The organism is Geodermatophilus chilensis, assembly GCF_002802985.1.
Taxonomy (GTDB): Bacteria; Actinomycetota; Actinomycetes; order Mycobacteriales; family Geodermatophilaceae; genus Geodermatophilus; species Geodermatophilus chilensis.
In genome coordinates, this window is the sequence record NZ_NVPT01000052.1 from 1 (window position 1) to 23,974 (window position 23,974).

Annotated in this window: 47 protein-coding genes; 7 read left to right on the top strand and 40 right to left on the bottom strand. The window is 73.7% G+C overall.

Going from position 1 to position 23,974, the window contains the following annotated elements; translation table 11 throughout:
- The 8 genes from CNO22_RS10690 to CNO22_RS10725 form a co-directional block, all read right to left on the bottom strand.
- Positions 1–463: hypothetical protein (locus tag CNO22_RS10690; RefSeq protein ID WP_157936891.1), on the bottom strand; the 463-nt coding region annotated here is incomplete at its 3' end.
- Complete coding sequence (locus CNO22_RS10695; protein WP_100499355.1) at positions 460–882, bottom strand: hypothetical protein; 423 nt, start codon at positions 880–882, stop codon at positions 460–462. The genes CNO22_RS10690 and CNO22_RS10695, both read right to left, overlap by 4 nt.
- Complete coding sequence (locus CNO22_RS10700; protein ID WP_232806949.1) at positions 837–1,298, bottom strand: DUF6093 family protein; 462 nt, start codon at positions 1,296–1,298, stop codon at positions 837–839. Before CNO22_RS10700 ends, CNO22_RS10695 begins: the two co-directional genes overlap by 46 nt.
- A gap of 2 nt (positions 1,299–1,300) precedes the next feature.
- Positions 1,301–1,642, bottom strand: coding sequence for a hypothetical protein (locus CNO22_RS10705; RefSeq protein WP_100499357.1), 342 nt, complete (start codon positions 1,640–1,642; stop codon positions 1,301–1,303).
- A 216-nt stretch (positions 1,643–1,858) separates the two neighbouring features.
- On the bottom strand, positions 1,859–3,001 hold the full coding sequence (locus CNO22_RS10710; RefSeq protein ID WP_100499358.1) for a phage major capsid protein: 1,143 nt from the start codon (positions 2,999–3,001) through the stop codon (positions 1,859–1,861).
- A gap of 11 nt (positions 3,002–3,012) precedes the next feature.
- The gene (locus CNO22_RS10715; protein WP_100499359.1) at positions 3,013–3,351 is read right to left on the bottom strand and encodes a DUF2190 family protein; all 339 of its coding nucleotides are present in this window, start codon (positions 3,349–3,351) and stop codon (positions 3,013–3,015) included.
- 2 nt (positions 3,352–3,353) lie between these two features.
- Positions 3,354–4,616 (bottom strand): hypothetical protein, encoded by a 1,263-nt coding sequence (locus CNO22_RS10720; protein WP_157936893.1) that lies wholly within the window; start codon positions 4,614–4,616, stop codon positions 3,354–3,356.
- Positions 4,616–4,873, bottom strand: a complete 258-nt coding sequence (locus CNO22_RS10725) for an HIT family protein (protein WP_100499361.1) — start codon at positions 4,871–4,873, stop codon at positions 4,616–4,618. Before CNO22_RS10725 ends, CNO22_RS10720 begins: the two co-directional genes overlap by 1 nt.
- Before the next feature lie 26 nt (positions 4,874–4,899).
- On the opposite strand from CNO22_RS10725, the gene CNO22_RS27605 reads away from it, so the two are divergent.
- Positions 4,900–5,049, top strand: coding sequence for a hypothetical protein (locus tag CNO22_RS27605; protein WP_157936894.1), 150 nt, complete (start codon positions 4,900–4,902; stop codon positions 5,047–5,049).
- Here the strand turns inward: CNO22_RS27605 and CNO22_RS10730 are convergent.
- Positions 5,026–6,066, bottom strand: a complete 1,041-nt coding sequence (locus CNO22_RS10730; RefSeq protein WP_100499362.1) for a phage minor head protein — start codon at positions 6,064–6,066, stop codon at positions 5,026–5,028. The two genes, CNO22_RS27605 and CNO22_RS10730, sit on opposite strands and share 24 nt — an antisense overlap.
- Before the next feature lie 90 nt (positions 6,067–6,156).
- On the opposite strand from CNO22_RS10730, the gene CNO22_RS10735 reads away from it, so the two are divergent.
- A complete protein-coding gene (locus CNO22_RS10735) occupies positions 6,157–6,351 on the top strand; it encodes a hypothetical protein (protein WP_100499363.1) in 195 nt (64 codons plus the stop codon).
- A 112-nt stretch (positions 6,352–6,463) separates the two neighbouring features.
- Here CNO22_RS10735 and CNO22_RS10740 read toward each other — a convergent pair whose 3' ends face one another.
- The 3 genes from CNO22_RS10740 to CNO22_RS10750 are packed head-to-tail and all read right to left on the bottom strand — an operon-like array spanning position 6,464 to position 9,745.
- Entirely contained in the window at positions 6,464–8,062 is a 1,599-nt protein-coding gene (locus CNO22_RS10740; RefSeq protein WP_100499364.1) for a hypothetical protein, read from the bottom strand.
- Positions 8,063–8,078: 16 nt separating this feature from the next.
- Positions 8,079–9,578 carry a phage terminase large subunit gene (gene terL / locus CNO22_RS10745; RefSeq protein WP_198588243.1) on the bottom strand — a complete coding sequence of 500 codons (1,500 nt, stop codon included), beginning with the start codon at positions 9,576–9,578 and terminating at the stop codon, positions 8,079–8,081.
- 17 nt (positions 9,579–9,595) lie between these two features.
- Positions 9,596–9,745 (bottom strand): hypothetical protein, encoded by a 150-nt coding sequence (locus CNO22_RS10750; RefSeq protein WP_157936895.1) that lies wholly within the window; start codon positions 9,743–9,745, stop codon positions 9,596–9,598.
- 185 nt (positions 9,746–9,930) lie between these two features.
- Here CNO22_RS10750 and CNO22_RS10755 point away from each other — a divergent pair, with 185 nt between their 5' ends.
- Together CNO22_RS10755 and CNO22_RS10760 are read left to right on the top strand one after the other, a co-directional pair.
- Positions 9,931–10,140 (top strand): type II toxin-antitoxin system HicA family toxin, encoded by a 210-nt coding sequence (locus tag CNO22_RS10755; protein WP_198588244.1) that lies wholly within the window; start codon positions 9,931–9,933, stop codon positions 10,138–10,140.
- Positions 10,137–10,547, top strand: coding sequence for a HicB family toxin-antitoxin system (locus CNO22_RS10760; RefSeq protein ID WP_100499366.1), 411 nt, complete (start codon positions 10,137–10,139; stop codon positions 10,545–10,547). Before CNO22_RS10755 ends, CNO22_RS10760 begins: the two co-directional genes overlap by 4 nt.
- 286 nt (positions 10,548–10,833) lie before the next feature.
- On the opposite strand, the gene CNO22_RS10765 is transcribed toward CNO22_RS10760, so the two are convergent.
- The 22 genes from CNO22_RS10765 to CNO22_RS10855 form a co-directional block, all read right to left on the bottom strand.
- The gene (locus tag CNO22_RS10765) at positions 10,834–11,058 is read right to left on the bottom strand and encodes a hypothetical protein (protein ID WP_157936896.1); all 225 of its coding nucleotides are present in this window, start codon (positions 11,056–11,058) and stop codon (positions 10,834–10,836) included.
- A gap of 42 nt (positions 11,059–11,100) precedes the next feature.
- Positions 11,101–11,253 carry a hypothetical protein gene (locus tag CNO22_RS27610; RefSeq protein WP_157936897.1) on the bottom strand — a complete coding sequence of 51 codons (153 nt, stop codon included), beginning with the start codon at positions 11,251–11,253 and terminating at the stop codon, positions 11,101–11,103.
- Between the two features lie 34 nt (positions 11,254–11,287).
- Positions 11,288–11,575 (bottom strand): hypothetical protein, encoded by a 288-nt coding sequence (locus tag CNO22_RS10770; protein ID WP_100499368.1) that lies wholly within the window; start codon positions 11,573–11,575, stop codon positions 11,288–11,290.
- Positions 11,572–12,363: a hypothetical protein gene (locus tag CNO22_RS27615; protein WP_157936898.1), complete on the bottom strand. Its 792-nt coding sequence runs from the start codon at positions 12,361–12,363 to the stop codon at positions 11,572–11,574. The genes CNO22_RS10770 and CNO22_RS27615 overlap by 4 nt, the downstream gene beginning before the upstream one ends.
- Positions 12,360–12,638: a hypothetical protein gene (locus CNO22_RS10780; RefSeq protein ID WP_100499370.1), complete on the bottom strand. Its 279-nt coding sequence runs from the start codon at positions 12,636–12,638 to the stop codon at positions 12,360–12,362. Before CNO22_RS10780 ends, CNO22_RS27615 begins: the two co-directional genes overlap by 4 nt.
- Entirely contained in the window at positions 12,635–12,919 is a 285-nt protein-coding gene (locus CNO22_RS10785; RefSeq protein ID WP_100499371.1) for a hypothetical protein, read from the bottom strand. Before CNO22_RS10785 ends, CNO22_RS10780 begins: the two co-directional genes overlap by 4 nt.
- Positions 12,916–13,380, bottom strand: a complete 465-nt coding sequence (locus CNO22_RS10790; RefSeq protein WP_100499372.1) for a hypothetical protein — start codon at positions 13,378–13,380, stop codon at positions 12,916–12,918. The genes CNO22_RS10785 and CNO22_RS10790 overlap by 4 nt, the downstream gene beginning before the upstream one ends.
- A complete protein-coding gene (locus tag CNO22_RS10795) occupies positions 13,377–13,742 on the bottom strand; it encodes a hypothetical protein (protein WP_100499373.1) in 366 nt (121 codons plus the stop codon). The genes CNO22_RS10790 and CNO22_RS10795 overlap by 4 nt, the downstream gene beginning before the upstream one ends.
- Positions 13,739–13,996, bottom strand: coding sequence for a hypothetical protein (locus CNO22_RS10800; protein ID WP_100499374.1), 258 nt, complete (start codon positions 13,994–13,996; stop codon positions 13,739–13,741). The genes CNO22_RS10795 and CNO22_RS10800 overlap by 4 nt, the downstream gene beginning before the upstream one ends.
- Complete coding sequence (locus CNO22_RS10805; RefSeq protein ID WP_100499375.1) at positions 13,993–14,205, bottom strand: hypothetical protein; 213 nt, start codon at positions 14,203–14,205, stop codon at positions 13,993–13,995. The genes CNO22_RS10800 and CNO22_RS10805 overlap by 4 nt, the downstream gene beginning before the upstream one ends.
- Positions 14,202–14,423, bottom strand: coding sequence for a hypothetical protein (locus CNO22_RS10810; RefSeq protein WP_100499376.1), 222 nt, complete (start codon positions 14,421–14,423; stop codon positions 14,202–14,204). Before CNO22_RS10810 ends, CNO22_RS10805 begins: the two co-directional genes overlap by 4 nt.
- The gene (locus tag CNO22_RS10815; RefSeq protein ID WP_100499377.1) at positions 14,420–14,617 is read right to left on the bottom strand and encodes a hypothetical protein; all 198 of its coding nucleotides are present in this window, start codon (positions 14,615–14,617) and stop codon (positions 14,420–14,422) included. The genes CNO22_RS10810 and CNO22_RS10815 overlap by 4 nt, the downstream gene beginning before the upstream one ends.
- A complete protein-coding gene (locus tag CNO22_RS10820; protein WP_100499378.1) occupies positions 14,614–14,880 on the bottom strand; it encodes a hypothetical protein in 267 nt (88 codons plus the stop codon). The genes CNO22_RS10815 and CNO22_RS10820 overlap by 4 nt, the downstream gene beginning before the upstream one ends.
- 112 nt (positions 14,881–14,992) lie before the next feature.
- Complete coding sequence (locus CNO22_RS27620; RefSeq protein ID WP_157936899.1) at positions 14,993–15,169, bottom strand: hypothetical protein; 177 nt, start codon at positions 15,167–15,169, stop codon at positions 14,993–14,995.
- Positions 15,166–15,840 (bottom strand): hypothetical protein, encoded by a 675-nt coding sequence (locus CNO22_RS10825; protein ID WP_100499379.1) that lies wholly within the window; start codon positions 15,838–15,840, stop codon positions 15,166–15,168. Before CNO22_RS10825 ends, CNO22_RS27620 begins: the two co-directional genes overlap by 4 nt.
- On the bottom strand, positions 15,837–16,010 hold the full coding sequence (locus CNO22_RS27625) for a hypothetical protein (RefSeq protein WP_157936900.1): 174 nt from the start codon (positions 16,008–16,010) through the stop codon (positions 15,837–15,839). Before CNO22_RS27625 ends, CNO22_RS10825 begins: the two co-directional genes overlap by 4 nt.
- Positions 16,007–16,357 carry a hypothetical protein gene (locus CNO22_RS10830; protein WP_100499380.1) on the bottom strand — a complete coding sequence of 117 codons (351 nt, stop codon included), beginning with the start codon at positions 16,355–16,357 and terminating at the stop codon, positions 16,007–16,009. The genes CNO22_RS27625 and CNO22_RS10830 overlap by 4 nt, the downstream gene beginning before the upstream one ends.
- 187 nt (positions 16,358–16,544) lie before the next feature.
- Positions 16,545–16,835: a hypothetical protein gene (locus CNO22_RS10835; protein WP_100499381.1), complete on the bottom strand. Its 291-nt coding sequence runs from the start codon at positions 16,833–16,835 to the stop codon at positions 16,545–16,547.
- A gap of 164 nt (positions 16,836–16,999) precedes the next feature.
- Positions 17,000–17,419, bottom strand: coding sequence for an endonuclease domain-containing protein (locus CNO22_RS10840; RefSeq protein WP_100499382.1), 420 nt, complete (start codon positions 17,417–17,419; stop codon positions 17,000–17,002).
- Positions 17,416–17,820, bottom strand: coding sequence for a hypothetical protein (locus tag CNO22_RS10845; RefSeq protein WP_100499383.1), 405 nt, complete (start codon positions 17,818–17,820; stop codon positions 17,416–17,418). Before CNO22_RS10845 ends, CNO22_RS10840 begins: the two co-directional genes overlap by 4 nt.
- A complete protein-coding gene (locus CNO22_RS10850; RefSeq protein ID WP_100499384.1) occupies positions 17,820–18,251 on the bottom strand; it encodes a hypothetical protein in 432 nt (143 codons plus the stop codon). The genes CNO22_RS10845 and CNO22_RS10850 overlap by 1 nt, the downstream gene beginning before the upstream one ends.
- Before the next feature lie 113 nt (positions 18,252–18,364).
- Positions 18,365–18,607, bottom strand: coding sequence for a hypothetical protein (locus CNO22_RS10855; protein ID WP_157936901.1), 243 nt, complete (start codon positions 18,605–18,607; stop codon positions 18,365–18,367).
- A 101-nt stretch (positions 18,608–18,708) separates the two neighbouring features.
- Between CNO22_RS10855 and CNO22_RS10860 the strand changes: the two genes are divergently transcribed.
- The 3 genes from CNO22_RS10860 (at position 18,709) to CNO22_RS10870 (ending at position 19,521) form a co-directional block, all read left to right on the top strand.
- Positions 18,709–18,960 carry a hypothetical protein gene (locus CNO22_RS10860; RefSeq protein ID WP_157936902.1) on the top strand — a complete coding sequence of 84 codons (252 nt, stop codon included), beginning with the start codon at positions 18,709–18,711 and terminating at the stop codon, positions 18,958–18,960.
- A 10-nt stretch (positions 18,961–18,970) separates the two neighbouring features.
- The gene (locus CNO22_RS10865; protein WP_100499387.1) at positions 18,971–19,174 is read left to right on the top strand and encodes a hypothetical protein; all 204 of its coding nucleotides are present in this window, start codon (positions 18,971–18,973) and stop codon (positions 19,172–19,174) included.
- Positions 19,175–19,239: 65 nt separating this feature from the next.
- Positions 19,240–19,521, top strand: coding sequence for a hypothetical protein (locus CNO22_RS10870; RefSeq protein WP_100499388.1), 282 nt, complete (start codon positions 19,240–19,242; stop codon positions 19,519–19,521).
- 2 nt (positions 19,522–19,523) lie between these two features.
- Here CNO22_RS10870 and CNO22_RS10875 read toward each other — a convergent pair whose 3' ends face one another.
- The 6 genes from CNO22_RS10875 to CNO22_RS10900 form a co-directional block, all read right to left on the bottom strand.
- The gene (locus CNO22_RS10875; protein WP_100499389.1) at positions 19,524–21,086 is read right to left on the bottom strand and encodes a DNA cytosine methyltransferase; all 1,563 of its coding nucleotides are present in this window, start codon (positions 21,084–21,086) and stop codon (positions 19,524–19,526) included.
- 205 nt (positions 21,087–21,291) lie between these two features.
- Positions 21,292–21,696 (bottom strand): thermonuclease family protein, encoded by a 405-nt coding sequence (locus CNO22_RS10880; protein WP_100499390.1) that lies wholly within the window; start codon positions 21,694–21,696, stop codon positions 21,292–21,294.
- On the bottom strand, positions 21,693–22,256 hold the full coding sequence (locus CNO22_RS10885; RefSeq protein ID WP_100499391.1) for a hypothetical protein: 564 nt from the start codon (positions 22,254–22,256) through the stop codon (positions 21,693–21,695). The genes CNO22_RS10880 and CNO22_RS10885 overlap by 4 nt, the downstream gene beginning before the upstream one ends.
- The gene (locus CNO22_RS10890) at positions 22,253–22,816 is read right to left on the bottom strand and encodes a hypothetical protein (protein WP_100499392.1); all 564 of its coding nucleotides are present in this window, start codon (positions 22,814–22,816) and stop codon (positions 22,253–22,255) included. Before CNO22_RS10890 ends, CNO22_RS10885 begins: the two co-directional genes overlap by 4 nt.
- Positions 22,813–23,010 carry a hypothetical protein gene (locus CNO22_RS10895; protein WP_100499393.1) on the bottom strand — a complete coding sequence of 66 codons (198 nt, stop codon included), beginning with the start codon at positions 23,008–23,010 and terminating at the stop codon, positions 22,813–22,815. Before CNO22_RS10895 ends, CNO22_RS10890 begins: the two co-directional genes overlap by 4 nt.
- Positions 23,007–23,957 carry a hypothetical protein gene (locus CNO22_RS10900; RefSeq protein WP_100499394.1) on the bottom strand — a complete coding sequence of 317 codons (951 nt, stop codon included), beginning with the start codon at positions 23,955–23,957 and terminating at the stop codon, positions 23,007–23,009. The genes CNO22_RS10895 and CNO22_RS10900 overlap by 4 nt, the downstream gene beginning before the upstream one ends.
- Between the last annotated feature and the right edge of the window lie 17 nt (positions 23,958–23,974).

The window sequence follows — 23,974 nt, forward strand, 5'->3', positions numbered from 1 at the left end:
GGCTCCTCAGGCTCGGGTGATGGTGAGCAGGTAGCGGGCGGGCAGGGGAGAACACGGCGGTGGGGTGGTCGCCGGCGCGGTCGATGCCGGGCATGGCGGGGTCGGGGCGGCGGTCGACGCAGGCCCACCCGTCGAGCGTGGGCAGTGGGTGGAGGAAGCCGCCGGGGGCGCGGGCGAGCAGGCGGTCGCGGAACAGCCGGGCCGTGTGCTCGCACTGGTTGCGCAGGTTGGACACCGTCGTGACCTGGTAGGGCACGGTTTGGGTGCGCGGGGTGCCGGAGAGGTCCGGGGTGGCGTCGGAGGAGCCGCCGGGGATGCGGTAGAGGATCCCGTACGGGTAGGCGGGCTGGGTCGGGTCGCCGCCGTAGGCGCCGTCCCACACGTCCCGGCCGGTGCCGCGTAGCAGGCCGAGCAGGGCGGTGGTGATTTGGTCCAGGGGCGGGGAGAGGGCGGGTGCGGTCACCAGCGGACCGCCTGGTCGGCGACCTGCCCCATCGCGGCCTCGAACAGTGGCTCGATGACGTCCACCGCCGGGCCGTGGTGCGGGTACGGCGGCTGGTCGTAGGTGCGGCCGAGGCTGTCGGTGCCGACGAACCCGTACTCCAGGCGGTTCGCCTGCGCCCGGTCCGTGCCCGCCGAGCGGGACACCGCCGACGGGTCCGCCTCGTCCACCTCTTCGACGCGCCACGAGCCGCGGTAGTCCCCGGTCGGCGCGTTCGGCCCCGGCCGGCCCGACGCGTTGCGCTGCGTGAGGGCCACGAGGTCAGTGGCGGACTTCTCCACGACCGCGCGCATGAGCGCCTCGGTCTGCGCGACGCCCTTCTCCAGGGCGGCGATCAGCTCCCGGGCGCCGTCGACGCCCCAGCCTCCGGCGACAGCCACGACGACCCCCTCAGCAGGTAGCGGCGGTGCGTGGCGTAGGTGCGCTCTTCCTCGCCGAGGACGACGAACACGTCGCCCACCAGGCCGGGGGAGAACGCGGCGGCGGTGACGGTGAGCAGGTCCCCGGGGCGCAGGTCCGCGGAGTGCGGCAGCTTCACCCCGCGCATGTTGGGCACCCCGGCCTGGTCGTTGGCGGTGCGCCCGGCCAGCTGCGCGCCCCGCGGGTCGAACAGGGTGCACGGCCCGTCGTAGACCGTCACCGGCGGCGTGGCGACGACGTTGCCGGCCGCGTCCAGCTCCGGGGTCTGCCCCGGGTCGGGGCCGCGGGTGACGAAGCACCCGTCGACCATCTGCTCGCCGCGGGCAGCGGTCAGTGCCGCCATCGCCTGCTGCAGCTGCCGGTGCGCGGGAAGCATGGTCACCACGGGCCCCGCTCGGTCAGCTCCGGCCAGGCGGCACCGGGCGTGACGACGTCGAAGAAGAAGCCGTCGTCGGCGTCCGCGGCTTCGGCGGCGGCCTGCTCGCGCAGCCGCCCGGCGCGGGCCATCAGCACCGCGGCCCGCTTGGAGCCGTCCAGGCTGATGTCGTCGGACTGCACCGCGGTGATCAGCTGCCCGGCGAGCACCTCGAGCGCGCCGGCGGCGGCCAGCTTCACGATGCCGCCGTTGACCTCGAGGAGGGCGACGATGTTGTCGTCGGTCAGCTCGGTGGCGTCCAGGCCGGTGAGGGTGCGGACCTGCTGCTCGGGGGTCGCGGCCACGGGGAGCCTCCTGATCGGGCGAGGGGGAGTGACGCCGGGGCGCAGGACGCGTTCATGGCACGGGGCGAAGGCACCCCCTGTGGAGCCCCGCGAACGGCCTTACCGGCGGTACAGCGGGCGAAGCGGAGCCCTCGGGGGACCGGGCGTCGCCCCGGCGTCAGGCGTGCGCCGCGCCCGGCCACCACCCGCGGGGGCAGGTGGCCGGGCGCGGGATCATCAGGCGCCGGCGCCCGTCGAGGCGTAGGTGTGGGTCGGGTCCAGCGAGGCGGCGCCGACGACGTGCCGGACCCGGAAGTACACCGAGTCGTCCTCGAACGCCCCGTCCGCCGGGTCCGCCGGGCCGCCGCCGAGGCGGTTCCCGGCGTCGGCCTTGACCCGCAGGTCCGGGGTCTCCCAGCCGCGCAGGAACGCGACCGCCAGCGCGGGGCGGGCAGCGGTCGGGGCCGGGATCAGGAACCACGCCGTGCCGGGCAGGCGCTCCAGCACGACCAGGTCCACGACGCCCCGTAGCGGGTTCGGCTCCAGGGTGGTGCGAGAGCCGACGGTAGTGCGGACCTCGGTGGCCTCCAGGATGCGCCGGGCGGCGATCTCCTGAGCAGGGCCCACGACCAGCAGCAGCCGACCGGACACCGGGATGGGGTTGCCCTCGGGGTCCCGCCGGCTGCGGACCGCGGTGATCGCCGTCTGCAAGTTGTCGCTGGTCAGCGCCAGCGTCGTGGGCGTGGTGTCCGGGCCGGGGATGGCGTCGCCGGCGTGGTTGCGGAAGAAGCCCGCGTTCGGGGCGCCGGTGACGGCGTTGAACAGGGCGTCGAACGCGGCCCGCTCCTCGGTCAGGGCGGCGGCGGTGGCGTACTGCCCAGGGATCTGCTGCAGCTCGTCGAGGTCGTCGTTGACCGACGCCTCCCACGAGTAGCCGAACCGGCGACCGAACTTCCGCACGCTGATCTGGTACTCGGCGGTCAGGTAGTCGGCCGTCGGGTACTCGGACAGCTCGGGGACGACGTCGAGCACGGTGCGCCCGCCGAGGAGGTCGACCATCTTCTTCGGCTTGAAGTTCCGGACCGTGGTGCGGGAAGCGATCGACGCCCACTGGGTCTGCACGTCGCCGTAGCGAGCGAGCAGTTCCCGGTCGAGGACGTCGCCGGTGGCTGACTTGAACAGGTCGGACGTGGACAGGGCTTCCTGGACGGCCAGGGCGGCGCGGGGGTCGCCCTTGGTCCAGACGCGGTCCCACAGGCGTGCGGCCTCGACGATCGCTGCGGCACGCTGCGGCGAGTACTGGCGCCGCACCAGGGGGGAGGTGCCGCTCATCGTGAGCGACTCGGTGAGCCCGAAGGACTCGATGACGGTGGTGGTCACGTGAGGGCTCCTCAGACCTGGGCGATCTTGACGGGGATGGTGCCGACGCCGGTGCCCTTGGTGGCCAGCGCGTAGCCGAACAGCGTGTTGCCGGTGGCGGTCGCGGTGACGGCGCCGCCGGTCGGGGGGATGTAAACGGGGGTGCCGACGGCGGTGATGGCGCCGGTGACGGGCAGGTCGAACGCGCCCTTCATCCAGACCGTGGCGTAGCCGTCGGCGTTGCCCCCCTCGCCCTCGGCGGTGGCCGTGACGCCAACCAGGGAGCCGACGATCACGCCGACACCAGAGGCGGTGTCAGCGGGGACGGGCAGGGAGAGGCGGTCCGCGTCGCGGAAGCGCTCGTTGCGCATGGTCAGCTCACCTTCCGGCCGAAGGCGGAGCCCACGGCGCTGTCGATGTCGGACTCGGTGATCTGGGTGCCGCCGCCGGTCGTGCCGTCGTGCGTGTGGCCGCGGTGGGCCTCGGTGACCGAGCCCAACGTGCCGAACAGCGGCTGCGGCACGGCGGGGGCGATGTCGGCGAACTCGGCCTCGGCGTCGGCCACGGCGGCCTCCACGGCCGCGGTGAGCGCCTCGTCGGCCACCCTGCCGTCGGTGACGGGCAGGGCGGCGACGATCGACTCGACGACGCGCGCCTGGGTGCGGGCGCGGCCGGCCAGCGCCTTGGACTCGGCGACCTTCGCGGCCACCTTCGGGCGGGCGGCGTGGCGGGCGTTCGACTCGGCCAGCGCGGCCTCGGCGGCATCGGCCCGCGCCTGGGCGGCCTCGGCCAGGGCGGCCTGGTCCCGCAGCGCGGTGACCTCGGCCTCGGTCAGTTCGGGCACGAGGCCCTCCAATCCGTGTGACTCGGTTGTCGGGGCGAACGCCCCTTCGGTGACCGCGGGCGCGGTCGGCTCGTCCCAGAGGTCGCGCTGGTACAGCTGCGGTGCGTTCGCCTCCAGGGAGGCGACGAACGCGGCCAGGGCGTCGCCGATCCCCGAGGACAGCGCGATGCGCTCCTCGCGGGTCAGGCGGCCGTCGCCGAACATGTCGTCGGCGAGCACGGTGAAGCTGCGGTGGATCGCGGCCTCCACCCACTGCCCGACGTTGCGGGCCTCGGCGAGGTGCTCGCGGGTGGGGCGGGCGGACTCCAGCAGCTGCGCGATGCGCCCGCCGCGGCCGGCGCGGGTCACCAGGTCCACCGAGGTCGCCTGGACCAGGCTGGTGATGATGCGCCCGCGGCGGCCCTCGGCTTCCCCGATCTCGACGTCGCCGGAGGCGCGGATGGAGACGCCGATGACGTCCTTCATCTCGGCGACCAGCTGCTGGTAGGGGCCGAACACGCGGGCCTCGGCGACCAGCGCGGTGCCGTTCCAGGTGGCGTCGGTGGTGAGGACGGCGGCGAGGTCGCGCACGGACCGCTCGGGGCGGTCCCGGTCCTCCGAGGCCGACGGGTGGTCGATGTACATGTGGGTGCCGGCGGGGAACACGCGGTCGCGGCCGGCGGCCTCGAGCACGGCGGGGCTGTAGTAGCCGGAGGAGCCCCAGCCGGGGGTGATGAGCTCCAGGGCGACGCTGGAGCCGGTGGCCTCGCTGAGGGCGTGCTCGGCGCGGGTCTCGGTGAGCTGCTCGGGCATCAGCCACCCACCCGCGGCGGCCAGTTCCACGTGCCGGGGCCGTCGCCCTGGGGGACGTCGAACTCCTGGTACTGCACCTGCGCGCCCGCGGTCATCACGTGCAGGTGCACGTGCGTGTCCGAGGACAGCGGCGGGATGTGGCCGAGCTCGACGCCGGTGGGGTCGAGGCTGTCGGCGCTGACGGTGACGATGGCCGGCAGCACGTAGCCGCGGGTCTTCGCCCGGTAGTGGACGACGCGGCCGACTGTGGGCAGCACGGCGTCTCCTCTCTACGGTGTCGGGGATGGACGCTGGCGAGCCCGAGGTGTGTGAGCACCGGTGGCTGCTGGTGCGCGCCGTGCTGGACGGCCGAGGGGCGTGGCGCGAGTACGAGTGCGCCGACTGCCCGGCGACGGCGGTGCAGCCCGCGTCAGGCGACCTGCGCGACGGGTAGGCCCCGGGCGGGGGTGACCTGGAACGAGCGCCGCCAGTCCGCGTTCGGCTTCTCGGTGGCCAGCGACGACCACGGGGCGCCGTCGTCGAGCGCCTTGAGCCGGCCGGGCCCCATGATCGCGAGTTGCTGGTCGCGGGGCAGGCCGCGGAAGTGGTCCTCGGCGGAGAGCCGGGCGAGGCCGGCGGGCTCGTCGAGGTCGAGGCCGAGTTCGCGCCAGGTCTTGGTGCGGACCATGCGGGTGCACCGGCAGTTGGGGTGACCATCCGGGCCGGTCTCGGTGAGTTCGTGCATGGTGCCGTCCATCGCCCAGCAGGCGGGACAGGTGGTCGCGGACCTGGAGGACAGCCACTCCCAGCCCTGCAGCGTGCTGCTGTTGGCCTGCCCCCACGCCATGGTGGCGGCGCGGGCGGCGTCGTTCAGCTCGGTGCGGCTGATGGCCATGGCCCGGGTGAGTGGCAGGTCCACCCCGCCGGCGCGGGCGAGGCGGACCATGTCGCGGGCGACCTTCACCGGGTTGTCCGCGGCCGACGCGCCCCGCACCAGCGCGGTGCGCACCGCCTCCTGCCCGGCCTGGGCGAGGGGGCGGGTGCGGGCGGTGATCTGCTGGCTGGTGCGGGCGACGATCGTGTCGATCACGTCGCTGTTGACCGTGGACAGCAGGTTGCCGGGGAACTGGCGGGGCAGCTGGCTGCCGGCGATGGCCGCCTGCGCCTCGACCGCGATGCTGGTGACCTGCCCGGCCCCATCGGTGATGACGACCGCGGACTGGGCGGCCAACCCGTCGAGGCTGTCGGCGATGGCCTGCAGCGCCGAGGCGACCTTGGACGAGCGCAGCAGCCTCGTCTGGGTGATCGGCTCGTCGGCCAGGTCGAGCAGGGCGGCGGTGAGCTGACCGACGACGGCATCCCACGCGTCCACGTAGGCGCGGGTCAGCTCGCGCAGCTGGGCGTCGGTGACGGCGTCCAGGTCGAGCACAAGGCGGCGCATCAGCCGCAGCGTGCGCGCGGTGACCGGCACGCAGCCTCCCGGGTCTGTCGGGGGATGCCGCTACGGTGCGCGGCGGACCGGTCGCACCCGGCGACCGGAAGACGAAAGAGGGGTGACCGCGTGGCGGTCGAGGTGAAGGTTCCGAAGCCCGGTTCGACGTCCGTCCTGACGGACTCGTACGAGAACGGGGAGTCCTTCGGGATCAAGGACGGCATCCTGCACGTGTTCAGCGAAGCCCACTACCAGCGGACGACCGATCAGATCGCGGTCTACGCGGCCGGGCACTGGATCTCGGCCGTGGTGAAGCAGGGCTAGCGGGCGCCGAGCCGCTCCCGCTGCGGCTGCCGCTTGGCGCTGGTCGTGGCGACGTGCTCGCGGATGGCGGCCTGCGCCGCGCGCACCTTGGCGCGGGCCGCCATTGTCATACTCACCGGTACGCCTCGGCGGCCTGCGAGCCGGGCGCCCCGTTGCGCTCGCGCTGCACCGCCGCCACCGAGGCGGCCACCCGCGGGTCGATGAAGTCGCCGTCGTCGTCGGTGAGGTCGTCGAGGACCTCGTCGACGTCCTCCACGCCGAGCGCCTCCAGCGCCAGCCGCACCAGGATCAGCGGCGGCACCGTGCCCAGGTCGTCCGCGAGGCCGAGGGCCTCCAGGCGGTCCTTGAGCGGCATGTCCTCGACCGGGGGGAACGTCACGTCCACCGTGGCGTCGGCGTCACCGGTGAGGGTGAGCGCCTGCCGGGCCGGCCCCACCTGCTCCACGTCCCCGGGCAGCACCTGGTCCTCGGCGGCGACGAGCAGCACGTGGGCGAACAGGGCCTTGAGCCAGTCGGTCCACAGCTGCTGCCGGGAGCCGGTGGTGAGCTGCAGCGGCCGGTCCAGCGTCTCCGCCACCGCCCGCGCCCCGGTGGTGCCGGGGTCGGCCAGCAGCATCGTCAACGGCACGTCCAGCGCCGCCGCGGCCATGCCCGCCAGCGGCTTGCCGGAGTCGGCGTTGATCGTCGCCCCGGACGAGTGCATCGGCGCCATCGCGGCGTCCGGCGACATGAGCGCGGTCGCCCCGACCGGATCGGTGGCCTCCCCGGTGACCGGGTTGGTGCCCCGCCCCTGCTGCAGCGCCGCCCGCACCCGCGGGGCGTGCTTCGCCGGCGCGGTCGCCTTGTACGCGTACCGCGCCAGCGACTTCATCAGGCCGGCCCACGACGACAGGTAGTCGGCGTAGCCGCGCGCCCAGTCCAGCGCCGCGTACGTGTCCGGGATCCCCCATGGGGCGTCGGTCACGGCGTTCACGGCGCAGTGCTGGATGGGCTGGTCCCAGCGCACCGGCTCGGTGCCGATGAGCATGACCCGCTCGCGCAGGGCGGGCCGGTACTCCAGGGTGGGGTGCCACTCGGTGCGGGTCACCCGCTGCGGGGCGGCGACCCGCCCGTCGGGGCCGACGAACCGCAGGTCGGTGACCGTTGCCGTCCACTGCCGCTTGTACAGCCAGACGTCGGTGGAGTCGTTCGGGTTGGCGATCGAGTCGACGATCTGCGCGGCCGGCACCATGCGGGGGCGCACGGTGCGCGCCGCCGGGTCGTGCACGGCGAGGACGAAGAACTCCCCGCGCACGCCGAGGTCGGTCTCCCGCTCCTCGCGGGCCTGCGCGGACCCCAGGGTGCGCTGGTAGTCGGGGGAGTCCAGGAACGCCTGCAGCAGCTCGTTGACGTCGGCGTCGCGGGCGGCGACCTCGCAGCCGCGGCCCCACACGTAGTTGCGGCGGATCCGCAGCCCCCGCCCGATCAGCGGCGACTTGACGTAGGCGGCGAGGCAGGTGGAGTGGATGGTGAGCAGCCCGGCGCGGGTGAACGACTGGGCCTGCTCCATGCCGAGCTTGCGCCAGCCGGCGTCCTCGCGGGCGAGCTGCTCGAGGCCGGCGAGGGACTCCTGCACGACCTCGAGCTGGTTGGCCAGGGCGGCGTGCTCGGCGAGTGGCACCGACGCCTCGGTCACGGGCTCGGGGGAGCGGAAGTAGTCGAGGAGGCCCACGCGGCTGCCCTCCTCGTCAATACAGGCTGATCCGCATCTCGGCGTCGAGCTCGTCGTCGTACTCGTCGCCTGGGTCGGTGTCGTCGCCGAACAGCAGCGGGCTGATCAGCAGTCGGTTCACCGCCTGCGTGAGCGCGTCCACGGCGTCGTCGTGGGCGCCGTTGGGGAACGCCGCGGCCTCCTCGATCAGATCGTCGACGTTGGGCAGCAGCTCGGCGGTGGGCAGGTGCACGTTGCCGGCCTCTACGAATGGGGAGGCGGCGTTGGCGCGGGCCACCTTGCCGCCCTCCGGCTCCACCGGGATGAGGCCGGGCACGGTGCGCGCCAGCATGCTGATCACCGCAGGGCCGTTGGCCTTGTCCTCGACGAACTTCGCCAGCGCCTGCGGCCACCGCGCCGACAGCGCCTTCACGGCGGTCAGGGTCTCGGTGAACGACATGCGGCGGCGCACCTGGTCGAGCAGGTACAGGTGAACGCCCCGCCTGAGCCACACCTGCCCGACGACGTAGTCGGCGCCGTCGGTGCCCTTGAACGCCAGGTCCCAGGACTGCGCCACCTGGTCGCCGTCCGACAGCGGCACCCACATGGACCCGTCGTCCCGTTCGACGGCGAGCGGGGTGTCGTAGCGGGCCCACTGGTCGCGCTTGAACAGCGCGCCCTCCGCCGGGGCGGGGCGGCCCTGGTAGAGCGACGCCCAGGTGCGGGCGCCGGAGCGGACCTTGATGGCCTGCCACTGGGCGGTGGTGCGGCCCCGGGCGGACAGCATGAACTCGCCCGGCTCCCGGCCGAGCGGGTCGGTCTCGCCCTTCTCGGGCATGTGGTCGGCTTGGGCGGGGATGTTCAGGACCCGCCACAGGTGGCCGTCCTCGGCGGCGAGGAGGCGGCCGGCGAGGTCGTCCTCGTGCCAGCGGGTGAGGATGATGACGACGGGCGCGCCGGGGGCGAGGCGGGTGGAGGCGACGTCGGTCCACCAGTCCCACACGCCCTGCCGGTACACCGCGGAGTCGGCTTCCTTGCGGTCCTTGATCGGGTCGTCGATGACCATCAGGTCCGCGGGGCGGCCGGTCAGCCCGCCGCCGATGCCGACCGAAAGCACGCCGCCCTGGTGGCCGGCCAGCGTCCACTCGTGCACCGCGCCGTTGTCCGGGGCGATCGACAGCCCGAGCTCGGGGTGGCTGGTGATGCGGTTGCGGATCGCTCGGCCGTTGCGGGTGGCCAGGCCCTGGCCGTAGGAGGCGACGACGATGCGCGTCTCGGGGTTGTGGGTGAGCACCCAGGTGGGGAACTCGCCGGCGACCCGGGTGGACTTCCCCTCCTGCGGGGGCATGGTGACGATGAGCCGCCCGTCGGGGGTGTTGAGCACGTCGACGAGCGCGGTGTCGATGAGGTCGAGGGCTGGGGTCTGCACGGTGGCCGGGTTGATGGCTCGGGCGAGCTCGCCGGGCGTCTGCCAGCGGGGCCCGGGCGATTGCTCGAAGGCGGCGATGGCGGCGTCGAGCCAGGCGGGGGCGGCCACGGGCGCGCCCCCCTCTGTCAGCGGGTCGGCCGCAGGGTGTCGGCCAGTTCGTCGAGGAGGCCGCCGATGCGCCGGTCGAGCGCGTCGAGCTGGGTGAGCCGGTCGAGCACTTCGTTCTGGATGGCGCGGCGCCGGTCGTGGATCCGCCGAAGTTCGGCGGTGAGCACGTCACGGGGGCGGGGGCTGGGGATGCTCACCCGGCTGGCGCCGGGTGGGCGGCGCGGCAGTCGTCGCAGGCCGCCATCCACACGTGGTGGCGGTAGCAGCGGGGGGTGCGGAGTGTGGACATGGCCGTCTCCGAAAGTTGTCTAGACACCTAGACTTGACGTGGCTACTGCGCTAGACTTAACGTATGCCGAAGCCGATGAAGCGCCGCGAGGTCATCAAGCACCTGGAGGCCATCGGCGCGACGTTCCTGCGGGAAGGGGGCGAGCACACCGTGTACGCCTGCCCCTGCGGCCAGCACACCACGGCCGTCCCACGACACCGCGAGATCACCGCCGGAGTCGTCGGCAGCATCCAGCGCCAGATCGAGTGCCAGCCGAAGGGGTGGTTGCAGTGAGCGAGTACCGGGCCATCGCCCGACGAGAGGGCAGGTGGTGGGCCATCGAGGTTCCCGGCGTCGGCTGGACCCAAGCCCGCCGCTTGGACCAGGTGGAGCACATGGCGTGCGACCTGGTCGCCTCGATGAACGACGTCGACCCCTCGACGGTGTCGGTGACCGTCGAGGCGCACGTGTCCGACGAGCTGGACGAGCTGCGCGAGCGCGCTGCTTCCCTCGGCCGGGAAGCCGAGGAGGCGACGGCGCGAGCCCAGTCCGAAAAGCGCCGGCTGGTGCACGAGCTGCAGGCCGCGAACCTGCCGGCTCGCGACATTGGTCAGCTGGCCGGCATCAGTCACCAGCGGGTGTCGCAGCTGACGAAGCCCGATCGCGCCAGCGGGCCGACCGAGGTCGTGACCTACCGCTGAGTGCCCGAGGATCGGTGCCGGCCACCGCCGCATCACTCGCGCTCCGGGCGCTCCCCAAGTCGGCGGGGGACGTTGTGGCCCCGGGGGACGTGGGCGCGGACTCGCAGCGCTGCTGTGGTGTGTCTGCGGTGGCGCTCGGCGCGTGCCCCCGGGGCGGGGCTGCTGTCCGGGAGGCCCCCCGAACAGCAAGAAACCCCGGGTCGCTCTGCGTATCCCCAGGGTTCTGCGGCGGCTGTGGACACAGCTCTGCCAGTGCGCATGATGGTGTCGCAACTGTGCGTGCGCGTCAAGTCGCGCGCTGTGCGCGTGTCGCCAGTTTAATCTTCGCGTCGTCCACGTCGTACAGCGGCGCCCGCGTGCCGGTGTGGCAGGCGACCGGCTGCAGATTCCGGCGCACCCACGAGATGTGCGCGCCAGTGGTGAACACGATGAGCTGCCGGGTAACGACGGTGCGCCCGGTGTCGTCGTACTGCGGCTCGGGGTGGGGCAGCAGCGCCCGGCCGCGCCTCATGGCCGCCACTCCGCGCGGAAGTCCGGCCGGTCGGCGTAGAAGCTACTCACGGAGGACCTCCCCAGAAATTCGGACCAGACCGGCGGCGGCCGCCGCCGCTATGGCCCAGCCGAGCAGCCCGCCCACCAGCAGCCCCCAGGAGGCGCACACGGCGAGGACGGCGGCCAGGACGAGGAGGGCAAGGGCGCGGATCATCGCCACTCGTCGCGGAAGTCGGCGAGGTCGTCACTCATGACCTCATCCTGCCGCGTGCCAGCTCCTGCTCGAGCGCGGCCAGGCCAACGGCCAGCGCCTCACCGTGGGTGCCGGCGCTTCCGGATGCGTGGCAGGTGAACAGGTCGGCGCTGTGGACCTCCCAGATCCAGCAGCCCCAGTCCTCCGCCCAGGGGTCCCAGCTGCGCCACACCCGCAGCCGGGGCGGGTGGGTGACGAGGGCGAACGCGGTCACCTCGGCCGGTGGGGCGGCGGCGCGCTTGACGGCGGCGAAGAAGGGGGCCAGTGCGCTCCAGGGGTTCACGCGACCGCCCCGTGCCGCCGCAGCACGTCCAGCCCCGTGTACGAGGCCCCGCACGTGCCGCAGGTGGCGGTCCCGGCGTCCCAGCGCACGGTGCCGCCGCACGGTTGCCCGCCGACGGTCTCCCGGCACCGCGCCCGCCCCTGCGGCCGGGGCCGGCCGTTGGCCGCGCGCAGCAGCCCCCACAGGGCGCGCATCTCGTCGTAGAACTCCCCGGCCCAGTCCTGCGCGAGCACCCAGCCCAGGTGGTCGGCCAGCACCCGCCGCTCGGAGGCCACGGTGAGGCGGGGAGTGACGACGGCGCGGAACGTCCACACCTCGCAGGTGTGGTGCCCGCACGGCGGCGCGTCGACGTCGCACACCGGCCCGGGCGGGGCAGCGCGGCGCCGGTAGGCGAGGGCCTGCGTGGGTCGCACCAGCTGCCGGGCGTCGCGCACGAGTGCGGCGTAGGACCCGAGGGTGTCCAGGACCGAGGGGGTGGCGTCCAGGCCCCACTCGTCGGCGTCGTCGTAGGCGATACGGCCGGTGCCACGCCGCGGAGTCCGCAGCACCATGACGTCGAGGTTGCCGACGGACCGTTGGGAGGCGAGGCCGCCGGGGCCGCCGGTGCCGGGCTCCCGGCCGGCCATGGATGGGGTGGCGTCGAGCATGGCGACCTCGTCCAACAGCTGTGCCAGCCACTGGCCGAGCTTCTCCGCGTCGGGACGGCACAGGCTGTGGCCGGGCCCGGCTGGGCGGGTACAGGTGGCGGCGGCGCACACGGCGGTGTCGTGCTCGAGCTCGGTGGTCACGGGATCACCGTGCCGAGGCCGTCAGGCACCGGCTCCCGCAGCGGGACCTCGACGGTCTCCTGCTTCACGCCGAGGATCTCGCTGGTGTACGGGTCGCGGTCGGTGACCTTCCGGCCCTGCTCGTCGACGACGTACAGCGTGGCGGTGATGACGCCGTCGCGGATCACGACGCCGGGGGCGGTGCGGTTCGGCTCCAGGTCGTGAGCGCGCAGCCAGGCGTGCAGCGCATCCGGGTCGCGGTCGACGTCGTCCATGGTCAGTTCGATGGCGCTCACGGGGTCTCTCCGTCCAGCAGGAGCCTGTCGGGGCAGGGGTAGGCCTTGCGGCAGCCGTCGCACACCTGGCTGTTCTCGCTGCCGGCCCAGGCGGTGGGCTGGTGGCGCTGGTCGAGGGCGGCGAGGCGGGGCAGGGCCTCCAGTGCGGCGGACACCTGCGGGTCGGCGAGGACGCGCAGCGCGGCGTCGTGCGGGCCGTGGAGGCCGCCGGCGTACACCCAGCGGTCGATGACCTGCGCGAGCCGCTGGTCGAGCGGGGTGGTGACGGCGGTGGCGCTCACGTGTCGCCCCCGAGGGCGCGGACGGTCGGGCAGTCGTCGGTCAACCCGAACGAGCAGGAGGCGCACGCGTCGTAGTCGGCGCCGTCGTGGTGGAGCGCCCGCACGCGGTCGAGGGCGGCGAGCGTCGGGGCGAGCGGCCCGGACAGCAGTGCGCCGGCGTTCGCCCGGTAGTCGGAGTGCAGGTCGAGTTCCCCGGTGAGGTAGTGGTTCCAGTCGACACCGTCTGACTCACAGATCGTGCGGGCGATGCGCTCGCGGAGCTCGTCGCCGGGTGCGCCGTCGCCCACCGGGACAGCGGCGCGGGCGAACTTCGTGCAGCCGTGGTCGTGCACGTAGGCGGATCGGCAGCCGCAGGGCTCGCCGTCCAGCCCTGCCGCCTTCGCCATGTCCTCGAGCGCGGCGGTCTGCTCCTGCCAGGTCGCGAACCCGTCCAGCGGGCCGTCGTCGGGCTGGCCGGTCATGTCGTCTCCTCGGTTCGGGCGCGGAAGGCGGCGGCAGCCACGGGCCAGGTGAAGCCGCTCGGTCCGTGCTCGTGCTCGTCGCCGTTGTGGCCGCGACGGAGCGTGCAGTCGAGCCAGTCGCCGTAGGTCTCGGCGAAGTGCCAGTCGGGGGCTCGCTCTTCCTCGCCGCACGGGTCGGGCAGGAAGTCCCCGAGCCCGACGGAGTCGCGGCCTCGTTGCTCGGCCTCGGCGATGAGGGCGCGGACGGTCTGCTCCAGCGCGGCGGCGGCCCGGTCGATCGCGTCGCCGGGCAGCGCCACCTGCACCTCGTCAATCCATGCCAGCGCCTCGGCGAGCCGCTGGCGGATGCGGTCGCCGGTCACGTGTCACCCCACAGGGCGGCGGCGCGGGCGCGCAGTGAGCTACGGGTGACGAAGGCGGGGTGCCGGGTCCAGGCGTTGCCGGGATCGTCGGCGGCCTCGTTGAGCTTGTCGGCGGCGTGCTCGCGGGCGATGCGTTCCACCGTCGCCGTCAGCGCGGCGGCGTCCTGCAGCGCCCGGGAGGCGGCGTGCGGCTCGTCGGCGTGCGCCCGGTACAGCACCTGGGCGAGCTCGTGGGTGATGCCGTCGGGAGTCACCGGCGCGACCCGTCGAGGTTCCGCGGCTTGCAGTAGCTCGTACGGTGCCACTGCTCAGACCGCCCGCACTTGAGGCATCCCGGCCATGGGGCGTTGGGCCATAGCCGCTTTTCCTCCCGCCGCTGCTGTTCGGCGAGGGCGGCGGGCACCTGCTCGTTGATGCCGTCGCGGAGGGTGGCGAGGACGCGGGCCCGGTCAGCGGCGGTCACGACAGCTCCCACGAGGGGCCACGCAGGTCCATGACCTGTACCGCGTCGACCTCCCAGTCGGCTTCGGTCAGCACCTGGTGGAGGTGTCGGCCGCAGGCAAACCAACGGACGATCGGCTGCATGTCGCCGCCTTCGTAGTTCTGGATCGACCACACGGCGTAGGCGGTGCAGCGGTCGCACCGGCTGTCGTCCTCGACCTGCGCCGGGGTTGGCTTCACGCTGCGTCTCCTTCGGTGGCGGGAACAGTGCAGGTGTCGTCGTGCCGCCCGGCGGCGAGCTGGCACACGGGGCAGGTGGGCACTGCGAGGAGGCCGGCGCGGTCGGCGGCGACGTAGGCGGCGGCGCACACGGCGAGCCAGCTGGCGGTCCAGGCGCGGGCGGGCAGCAGCGCCAGCCACAGGACGGCGGTCACCGGGAGCCGCCGAAGGGCTCGGGGATGCGCGGGTCGTCGCGGTCCAGCGCCTCGCCGGTCTGCAGCCAGTGCAGGAGGCGCCCGAGGGACTGGCGGTCGAGGTAGGTCCCGGCGTCCTCGTAGCCGTAGGTCAGCGGGCTGTCCGGGGCCATCGACAGGTACACGCGGTCGTCCGTTCCACGCGGCGGGTCCAGGCTGACGGTGTGGTCGCCGGTGTGGGCACGCAGGTTGATGCGGTCGATGGCGGGCTTGTCGTCGTTCACGGTCGGGCTCCTTCGCGGCGGTGGGCGGTGGCGCAGTCCGGGCAGGCGGCCATCCAGATGTGGTGGCGGTAGCACCGGGCCGGGGGCGCTGGTGGGCGCGGGGCGGGGGTGGTCATGCCGGTCCCCAGCCCTGGTGGCACTCCCAGTCCTCGCAGCCGGCTGCGGTGGTGTCTCCGCAGCGGCGGCAGGTGGCGGGCGTGGTGCAGTCGCAGCCGGTGGCGGCGACGCAGCCGTCGGGGCCGTGGATGGCGGCCACGTGCCCGCACGGGCACAGGTCGAGGGCGGTCATGCGGCCTCGCCCAGCGCGCGGAGCCGCGCGGACACGACCCGCACCACCCCGGGGTCGGCGACGTCCAGGCCCAGGTCGGACAGCACCCCGCGGATCACCTCCGCCACCAGCTGCCCCTGCCGTTCGGCCAGCTGCACCTGCCGTTCGGCAAGGCCGGCGGCGACGGCCTTGGTGGCCATGGCGGCGGCCCGGTCCCGCTCCTGCGCTTCCAGCGTGACGAGGCCGCGGATGGCTTCGCCGGTGGCGAACACCCCGCCCTCCTTGTCGGCGGCGTACGTGTGCCCGATGAGGGCGGCCACACCGCCGGTGGCGAACACCCGCGCCAGGTCCTGGGCGGCCCGGTCCCGGTCCGCGCCCGTGTCGGCGTTCGGCGGGAGCTCCTCGCCCATGCTGTCGGCAGCGCGGAGCCGCTCGGCGGCGTCGTACGCCTCCTCCAGCAGCTGCCCGTACAGCTCCGCCCGGCGCACCGACTGCGTCATCAACCGCAGCAGCGTGATCCCGGGGTCGAGGGTCTCGTCGCCCAGCCCCCAGCGGGACACCTCGACCACCACGGCGCCCTTGGCTTTGTGCTCGGCGGCGGGGCGGCCGGCGTGCCGGATGCAGGCGTCGGTGCCGTCGACGGCTTGGGCGCCGCACGGGTCGCCGGACTTCTTCCGCTTCGAGCACTTCACCGGGCCACCGCCTCGGCCATCTCGATCGCGTCCAGGACGGTCTGCGCAGCGTGCGGATCCCGGACGGCGAGGGCGTGGAGCAGCGACCTCACCGCGTGCAGATCGCGGGCCCGCAGGGCGCTGGCGATGGCATCGAGCAGCTGCTCCGTCGTCGGCACCTCGCCGCTCACGGCTGGTTCACCGGGGCTGGAGTGTTCATGGGGTGGGCCGGGCTGAGGGCGGCGGCGATGGCGTTGCGGAGTCGGTCCGCCTGCTCGCGTAGGACGATGCTCGCGTCTTCGTGCGCCGCGAAGGCGGCCAGGTCGTTCACAGCCGAGTCCTTCGCGGCTGCGATCCCGAACCGGTGGCCCCAGTGTTCGATCTCATCGGCGAGGTCGAGCGCGGCGCGGAGTGCGGCGGTGAGCTGGGGGACCGCACGGGGGAGGTACATGCCGGCCTCGAAGGCGGCCCAGCCGCCGGTGCGCCACCGCTCGTGCGCGGCGTCGAGCTGGTCCAGGAGGTCGCGGGGGCCGGTCACTGGCAGCCGCCGCAGGGGCAGGTGGCGCGGGCGCTGCGGGCGGCGAGCGCCACCAGGAAGGCGAGGGCGATGCCGGCGCCGGTGAGGGCGCCGATGATGGTGGTCAACATCGGGTGGTTCTCCTGTTCAGGTGGGGCCTCACCTGCGGGTGAGGCTCAGCGTATCGGACTGGTGGACGTTCCGTCGCCTACTGGTGGACGCCGCGGGCAGCCGTGTCGCCGGCGTGGGCGGCGCGGGTCTCCTCGAAGAGCTGCCGGGCGCGGGCCCGCCCTTCGGGTGTGGAGTGCGACGGTGGCGGCGGGGCGTCGTCGAGGGCCGGCGGGAGGGTGAAGCCGGCGTCGTCGACGGCGTCCATGAGGTGGGCGGCGCGCTCGGCCGCGTGGGGGGATCCCCATTCGGTGAGGAGTTCGGCGAAGCGGTCGCGGAGGAGCTGGCGGCGGGCGACGGCCGCGGGTTGGCGGGCGGGCGTGATGGTCACGGGGTTACTTCCTGGTCCGGGCGGGGGCGGTTCTCGGGGGCTCGCGCGTTACGTTCCGCAAGATGAGCACTCTTGGTGACCATCTCGTCTCCGTCAGTCCGTCCGTCCGTTCGTTGGGAGTCCGCGAACTGAGTCAGTGGACTGACTCGCTGGACTGAGCCGGTTCAGCGATCGGTGGAGTGATCGGCGGTGAGTCGTCGGTGCCGATCCAGGTAATCGGCAAGTCGGCGCAGCAACTCCGGGTCGTCCTGGGCCATCCCGAGCGCCGTGTTGCAGCGACCGCAGAGAATGCCGCGGCGACACCGCGCGCAGGACTTCACCGGGCCACAGCAGAGGTGGTCGTGGTCGACGACCCAGCCCTTCGGCCCGGGGTCGTTCGTGCCACAGGTCAGGCAGCCACCTTGGGCGAGGGCAGCCTGAGCCTTCTCCATGCGGGTCATGCCGTGCCGGCGGCGGGGGGCCGCCTCGGACTCGCATGCGCGGCATTGGCCCTGCCGGCCGTCGACGCTCGTCGGGTGGCGGTTGAAGTCGCCGAGGACCTTGACCTGGTGGCAGGCGATGCACCGCTTGATCTGCGACTTCACCGGGTCACCGCGGCGTTGTCCTGCCAGCACGAGCACGACGGCCCGTGCCACCGGTTGCAGTTGGCCTTGAGCGCGCCGACGCGCTGCGCTTCCTTCTTGGCCGCGGTGACGACGGCGAGCTCCTGGCGGACCTCGAAGTTGTGGATCCGCCAGCCACCCTCGACGGCGTGCCAGAACCCGTGCTTGACGAGCAGCGCGGCGGTGGTCTTGGTGGCGTGGATGAACGGCAGCGCGGTGGCGGGGATGAACCCGTCGGTGCCGTGTTCACCGGCCCAGCAGATGGCGAACGGGACCGACGCCGCGGCCTGCCACCGTTTCGGGGACGGGTCGTTGAGGAGCGCCAGCGTCTTGGGGTGGGAGGGCAGCCCGGTGTCCATGCGCACCCAGGGGAGGCCGGGCATCAGGCGACCTCGTTGGAGGCGCGGATGGCGGTGCGGTGCCGGACGACGGAGCGGGTGGTGATGCCGAGGCGGCGGGCGATCTCGTGCGCGGGGACGCGTAGCGCGCTGAGGCGGGCGATCTCGGCGCGGCGTTCCCCGCGCCGGCCGAGCGCCTCGGCGGACAGCTTCTTGACGTTGTAGCGGTCGGGCGTGAAGGGCCGGGAGCGGGTCGGCCCGTCGAGCCAGGCGAGGAGTTCGGCGGGGCTGCGGTCGGGGTCGACCATGGCGGCGAGGACGACCGCGAGGGCGTCGTGGCGGCCGGCGGGGACGCGGGCGAGGACGGCGGCGACGTCGTCGGGGCCGTAGTCGCGGACCGTGCCGACGAGTTCGGCGGCGATGGGCAGGAGCTGGTCGACCAGTTGTTCGTGGGCGGTGTCGCCTGCCGCGGGCATCCGTCGGCACCCGCGGCTATCTGGTGGTCGCTCTGTGTGACGGTGGGTGGGCATGGCTGTTCGTTCCCCCTTCGGTGCGTGTGCGGTGGTGGTGCGACCGGGTCAGGGGCCGGTCATGGGGACCGGGCGGCGCGCGCCGCGCGCTTGGCGGCCAGAGCCTCGATGCGGCCGTTGACGCGGACCGTGGTCGCGGCCTGGGCCCGCTCGAGGTCGTGCGCGGTCTGCACGGCGGCCATGCGTTCGGCGGGGGTGGCGCAGGCGGCGCACACCTTCCGGGTGCGCCAGACGGCGCGCGGCATGGGTGCGGCGCAGCGGCGGCACTCCGGCAGCGGCCTGGGCAGCCCCGACACGCTCACGAGGCCCGCCCTGAGACTGCTGGTGCAGCTGGTGTCCGGATGTGCCCAGGGCGAGTTAGCGGGATGGACGCCCGGACGGGGCCGGGCGCAGGCTGGCCGGCATGAGCAGCAAACCCCTCGTGACCGGCTACGAACTCCGCCAGGTGGTGACCCGGCACATGTCGGGGACCAGCACCGCGACGATGCGCGTGCCGCACGCCATCCCGCCGGGCCTGACCCTCGACGACCTGCCCGTGACGGCCCGGTGCGGGGCGACCGTGCAGCAGATCGGCAGCAAGCCGTGGCCGCCCGCGCAGCGCCTGGACTCCTCGGCGCTGCCCTGCCCGGTCTGTGACGCCATCGAGGTCGTCTAGCCTCGCCGCCGTGCCCGAGGTGTTCCGCCGGCTCGACCCGCCGCGGAGCGTGCTCGTGCGCCACGACGACGGCCGCTGGTACACCGGCTCTTGCTCCGGGTGGACCCGGCAGCCGGAGGGCGGCTGGAGAGCGATCGTCGAGTACACGGCCGCCGTCGGATCCAAGTACGTCCGCGCCGTCGACCCTGAGCACGTCGAGCTCGTCGGCGAGTAGGTCGCCATGCCGGCCCTGCCGTGGCCGCTACGGTCAGGGGACAGCCGACGCGGGGAGGCAACAGCATGCCGTCGATCGACCACCACGACCTGGTCTTGCGCATCGAGGACCTCGGGACTGAGTCCGCAGCCCATTGGGCGTCGAGGGCCGTCACCATGGGCGCGACCGAGGCGAACATCTCGGACGGCGGGTCGAGAGGGCTGGTGCTGACCATCTCCTTCCCGCCCAGCGCCGGGAACCGGGCCGCGCTGGACCTGGCGAACATGCTGGCGTTCGTTGCCGAGATCGAGGGTGTGTCGGCGTCGAATGTGCTGGCCCGGGTGATGGAAACCCGCGAGCAGGGTTGACCTCATCCCTCACCTGCCAGGGCGGCGGTGACCTGCCGGAGGAGGAACTCGGCGGCCGGCGGGGTGACGGCGTTGCCCAGCTGCTTGACGCGCTCCCGGCGGTTGCCGAGCACCCGGTAGTCGCCGTGGAAGGCCATGGCGCGCTGAATCTCGTGGGGCTCGAGCATCCGGAAGGTGCAGTCCTCGACCGCGGGAGCAGCCTGCGGCCAGCCGACGAGGGACTGGTGACCCTTCGTGGTGATGGTGCGGACCGGCTCGACGGCCGGGGTGCACATCTCCCCGCCGTCCCCACGCGAGCTGTTGTGCCGGACGAGCATGTGGTTGTTGCCGCCGGCGGTGACGGTGGCGAGGGGCTCATGGACGTGCCGGGCGGTGGAGTGGCCGCCGCGGAGCTCGGCGATGAAGGCGACGCCGGCGGTGTCGACGGTGCCCATGGTGGGCATTGGCCGGGCCGCGGGGACGGCCTCGCGCTGGTTGCCGTAGTAGGGGACGACGAGCGCGTCGGTCTCTCGAGCGGTGCGGGTGCGCATCGGCTCGTCGACCGACGTGGCCGTCTCGTTCCAGGTCCCATCCGAGGGGACTACGAGGCCCCGCGTCTCCGTCGTGGTCAGCGTCGCCGTCGGCTGGCTGACCGGCCACGCCCGGGCGTACACCGGGCGGCCATCCGGGTCCGTGCGCACGTACGTGTTGCCGCGCGCTTCGAAGGTGAGGGCCTGGCCGGCGTACTTCTTGAGCCCGGCCTCGATCCGCGCCAGCGTCTTCGCCGACAGCGGCTTGGCCCGGTCGCCGATCCGCTGGCCGGGCATCGACCAGTCGATGGCGTGCGCCGCGGGCAGCGCGTACGGCTCGAGCACGCTGTTGCGGCACTCGGTGCGGGGGCAGACGTAGACGTACTGCTGGCGATACCTCCCGACGCGGCGGCCGGGCTTCCACGACTGGACGGCGTGCACCTCGCGGTCGCACGGCTCGCACCAGGCCAGCGGCCGCGGGGCGACGTCCGGCGCCCGGTCGCCGTCCCGGTGGAACACCACGTACATCCGGTCGCGGGACTGCGGCGCCCGCGGTGCGAGCGCGGCGGGGGCGTGCATGGAGTTCAGCGACACGAGCTGGTGCGCGTAGCCCAGCGACCGCATGGCCAGCAGCCACGCGTCCCACATCACCCACTTCGCGGCGTCGACGACGTTCTCGACGACGATCGCCCGGTAGCCGTGCCGCTCGGCGAACCGCGGGACGTCCCACATCGTCGCCCGCGAGCGCTCGGCGGCTTCCGGCGGCAGCGTCTCTCCGAACAGGTCCGGCTGGGCGTGCCGGCGGACGCCCTTGGCTTGGGAGTGGTTGGTGCACTCCGGGGATGCCCACAGCAGGTCGGTGGTCGGCACCCGGCGGGGGTCGACCTGGGAGATGTCGGCGACCAGGTGGTCGGCGTCGGGGAAGTTCTCGGCGTGGGAGTCGACGGCGAGCTGCCAGTGGTTGGCGGCGAGCCGCAGCTCGATGCCGGGGACGGCGTGCGCGCCCTGCGCGGAGCCGCCGGCGCCGCAGAACAGGTCAGTCAAGGTCAGGCTCAACGGGGGTCCTCGCAGGTGCACGTCGCGCAGTGGCGCGGGCGGGAAGATGGGGCAGGCGCGGGCTCCGGCTCCAGCTCGGGCGTCGCGGTGTGGTGCTCACAGCCGCAAGTGACGCCGGCGTAGGTGCCGCGGCAGCGGTCGTGGAAGCCGGCCGCGCAGTGCCCGCTCCAGTAGCTCGACGGCGCCGGAGCTGTCTTGGCCGGGGTCATGCCGCCATCTCGCGCGGCCACGGGGGCTTCGGCTGGGCGCCGCGGCCGTTCCAGTGCACGAGCCACCCGTCGGCGATCAGGTCGGCCACCAGGTCCCGGGGCTGCCCGTTCAGCGGGTAGGCGACGGACGCCAGCCAGCGGGGGGCGTACTTGTCGGGCTTGGCGGTGTGCAGCACCACCGGGGTCCCGGGCGGCAGCAGTCGCGCAAGGTGGGCAGCGGCCTCCTCGCCGCCGGGCTCGGACAGTTCCCGGCCCGCCCCGCCCAGCAGGCGCACGGGTATCGGGTCGTCGTGGCGGCGGAACCCCCAGTCGATCCGGCAGATGACGGTGTCGATGTCGTGCACCTCGATGACGGTGGCGTTGTAGCGGAACGGCGAGGGGATCGCGACGGGCACGGTCACGCGGTCACCGCCAGGTGGTCGACGTCGGGCCAGGCGACCGCGTCGAGCGCCGCGGCGTGCGTCTTGGGCACGGTGGCGAGCGGGTGCCCGTACCGGTGCATCCCCATCGCGCGGAGCACGAAGGCGTCGGCCTGGTTGTCGTCCCCGAAGACCACGCCGTACCGGGCGGTCACCGCCGACACGATGGCGGCCTTCTTGCCGACGCCCTTGCCGGTGGCGTACTTCTTGAGCCCGCCGGTGGTGACCTCGGCGACCAGGTGCCCGGCGGCGAGCAGCTCGTCGACGACCAGCCACCACAGCCCGGACCGGTCGTGCTGGTGGCCGGTGCGAGAGTCGTACGCGGGTGCCTCGAGCACCACGAGCGCCATGCGCGGCGCGGCGGCCTCGGTGACGGCCAGGCACACCTGGGTGGCGAGGTCGGCGAGGCGAGCGTGCCGCACCCGCAGCGACGCGCCCTGCCGCCCGGACGAGCCGATGGTGCGCACCCCGGCGGCGGTGGCGATCCCGGTGGCCTGCAGGCTCAGGTCGACGCCCACGACGGGCAGGTGGGTGGCGGTCACAGGTCGTCCTCCCCGAACCGGTCGATGTAGCGGGCCAGCGGGATGCGCTCCCAGCCGTGGTCCCCGACGTTCGCCATCTCCTTCTCGTGGGCGACGTCGCGGCTGGCCCAGGTCACCCACACGCCGTCGTCCTCCATGCGGACCCCGCTGGTGTAGAGGCCGGAGCCGGCGAACACGTGCTCGGGCATCCCGAACTTCTTGCGGAGCTCGCGCCGGGCGTCGGGCCGGTCAAAGCGGGCCATCTCCGCCAGGGCGGTCTTGCCCGCCTTGGTGTTCGCTCGGGGGCGGACCAGCTGTGGGGTCTTGACCGGACGGAACCAGCCGTCGGGCAGCGGTATGTCGTCGGGCCAGGACAGGCCGGAGAACGCGCAGCCGCGGGTGAACGCACCGCGGATCCGGGCGTCGCTGTCGGGGGTGTCGTCGGGGACGCCGTGCGCGTCGTACAGGTCGGCCATCCACCCCCAGCGCGCGGCAGCGACCTGCTGCGCGCGGGCCTTGTAGTCCTCCGCCCAGGCCATGACCTCGGGCGTGGCGTTTCGATAGATCAGCAGGGCGGTCACCAGGTCCTCCGCAGGTCGTTCACCACGGCCTGGGCCTGGTTGAGGGTGGCCAGGTCCTCGGCGTCCATGACGTCCTCGTCCATCGCGCGGACGGCCTGGAGCGCCTCGTCCAGGGCCCGCATGCGTGCGGCGCGGGCGTTCTCCGCGGCGGCCAGTTGGTCGTCCAGGCGCTGCCGCCAGTAGTTGTCGCTCATCGGGCACCGGCCTCGGCGCCCTCGGGCTGCCAGTCGGCCGGGGGCTCGGGCACCCAGTCGTCACCCGGCTCGGCCGCCGGCGTCGGCGCGGCGGCCTGCTGGCCCTGCCCGCGGCCCCGCTTCGCCGCAGGCTCACCGCCCCCGGTGATCTCGCCCGCCGTCACCCGCGCCTGCGGGAACTCCTCCTCGCGGGTCACCTCACCGTTGCTGATCGACCGCCACACCACGCCCAGCGAAACGACGTCCTCCGGGGTCCACTGGTCGGGGCGGCGCCCAACCCGGTCCACCAGCTGCTGATCGGTGACACCGAGCTTCCGCATGGCGGCCGTGAGCTCGTCGATGCGCACGGCCAGCGGCCGGCCGCCGCCGTCCTTGAGCGTCTGCCGACACCGCTCCTTGGCCTCCTCGGTGAACCACTTCGGGAGGATCGCGAAGATCTGCTCGCGCAGCCGGCGCGCGCCCATGTTCGCGTTGTTCTCGTAGATGTCCCGCAGGTCGGTCAGCGCGACGCCGCCGGTGACGCCGGTCTTGTCGCGGCGGTGGGGGACGATGAACGTCGTCGAGGCGCGGGTGTTGTTCTGCACGTCCCAGGCGAAGGCCTGCATCTCGGACTGGCCGTGCGCGTCGTCGCGGCGCATCTCTGCCAGGCCGTACTGGACATTGCCGAAGCACCGAGCCAGCTCCCGGGCCAGGTGCACGGTCTCCCCGGTGACCGCGGAGCCGCCGCGGGAGTAGCGGAAGAACGCGCGCTCGGCGAGGAACTGCATCGAGCAGGAGTCGAGCATCTGCTGGCGGGCGTTCTGCAGGTTCCGCGGCACCTGCTGGGCGACCTGGACGGCGGCGGCGACCTCGGCGACGGCGCGGGCCTGCTCGACTGCGGTCGCCTGCCCGACGCGGTCGGCGGCGACGGGGGACTGGTTGCGGCCGATGGTGTCGAGCTCGCTCATGACTGGTTCTCCTTCGG

What these genes read in the sequence shown, in the direction of transcription:
- CNO22_RS10700 (WP_232806949.1), bottom strand. Translation starts at nt 1,298, where the DNA reads ATGCTTCCCGCGCACCGGCAGCTGCAGCAGGCGATGGCGGCACTGACC.
- CNO22_RS10715 (WP_100499359.1), bottom strand. Translation starts at nt 3,351, where the DNA reads ATGCGCAACGAGCGCTTCCGCGACGCGGACCGCCTCTCCCTGCCCGTC.
- CNO22_RS10720 (WP_157936893.1), bottom strand. Translation starts at nt 4,616, where the DNA reads ATGCCCGAGCAGCTCACCGAGACCCGCGCCGAGCACGCCCTCAGCGAG.
- CNO22_RS27605 (WP_157936894.1), top strand. Translation starts at nt 4,900, where the DNA reads ATGGACGCTGGCGAGCCCGAGGTGTGTGAGCACCGGTGGCTGCTGGTG.
- CNO22_RS10755 (WP_198588244.1), top strand. Translation starts at nt 9,931, where the DNA reads ATGCCGAAGCCGATGAAGCGCCGCGAGGTCATCAAGCACCTGGAGGCC.
- CNO22_RS10765 (WP_157936896.1), bottom strand. Translation starts at nt 11,058, where the DNA reads ATGAGGCGCGGCCGGGCGCTGCTGCCCCACCCCGAGCCGCAGTACGAC.
- CNO22_RS27610 (WP_157936897.1), bottom strand. Translation starts at nt 11,253, where the DNA reads ATGATCCGCGCCCTTGCCCTCCTCGTCCTGGCCGCCGTCCTCGCCGTG.
- CNO22_RS10790 (WP_100499372.1), bottom strand. Translation starts at nt 13,380, where the DNA reads ATGACCGGCCAGCCCGACGACGGCCCGCTGGACGGGTTCGCGACCTGG.
- CNO22_RS27620 (WP_157936899.1), bottom strand. Translation starts at nt 15,169, where the DNA reads ATGACCGCCCTCGACCTGTGCCCGTGCGGGCACGTGGCCGCCATCCAC.
- CNO22_RS10845 (WP_100499383.1), bottom strand. Translation starts at nt 17,820, where the DNA reads ATGCCCGGCCTCCCCTGGGTGCGCATGGACACCGGGCTGCCCTCCCAC.
- CNO22_RS10850 (WP_100499384.1), bottom strand. Translation starts at nt 18,251, where the DNA reads ATGCCCGCGGCAGGCGACACCGCCCACGAACAACTGGTCGACCAGCTC.
- CNO22_RS10860 (WP_157936902.1), top strand. Translation starts at nt 18,709, where the DNA reads ATGAGCAGCAAACCCCTCGTGACCGGCTACGAACTCCGCCAGGTGGTG.
- CNO22_RS10870 (WP_100499388.1), top strand. Translation starts at nt 19,240, where the DNA reads ATGCCGTCGATCGACCACCACGACCTGGTCTTGCGCATCGAGGACCTC.
- CNO22_RS10895 (WP_100499393.1), bottom strand. Translation starts at nt 23,010, where the DNA reads ATGAGCGACAACTACTGGCGGCAGCGCCTGGACGACCAACTGGCCGCC.
- CNO22_RS10900 (WP_100499394.1), bottom strand. Translation starts at nt 23,957, where the DNA reads ATGAGCGAGCTCGACACCATCGGCCGCAACCAGTCCCCCGTCGCCGCC.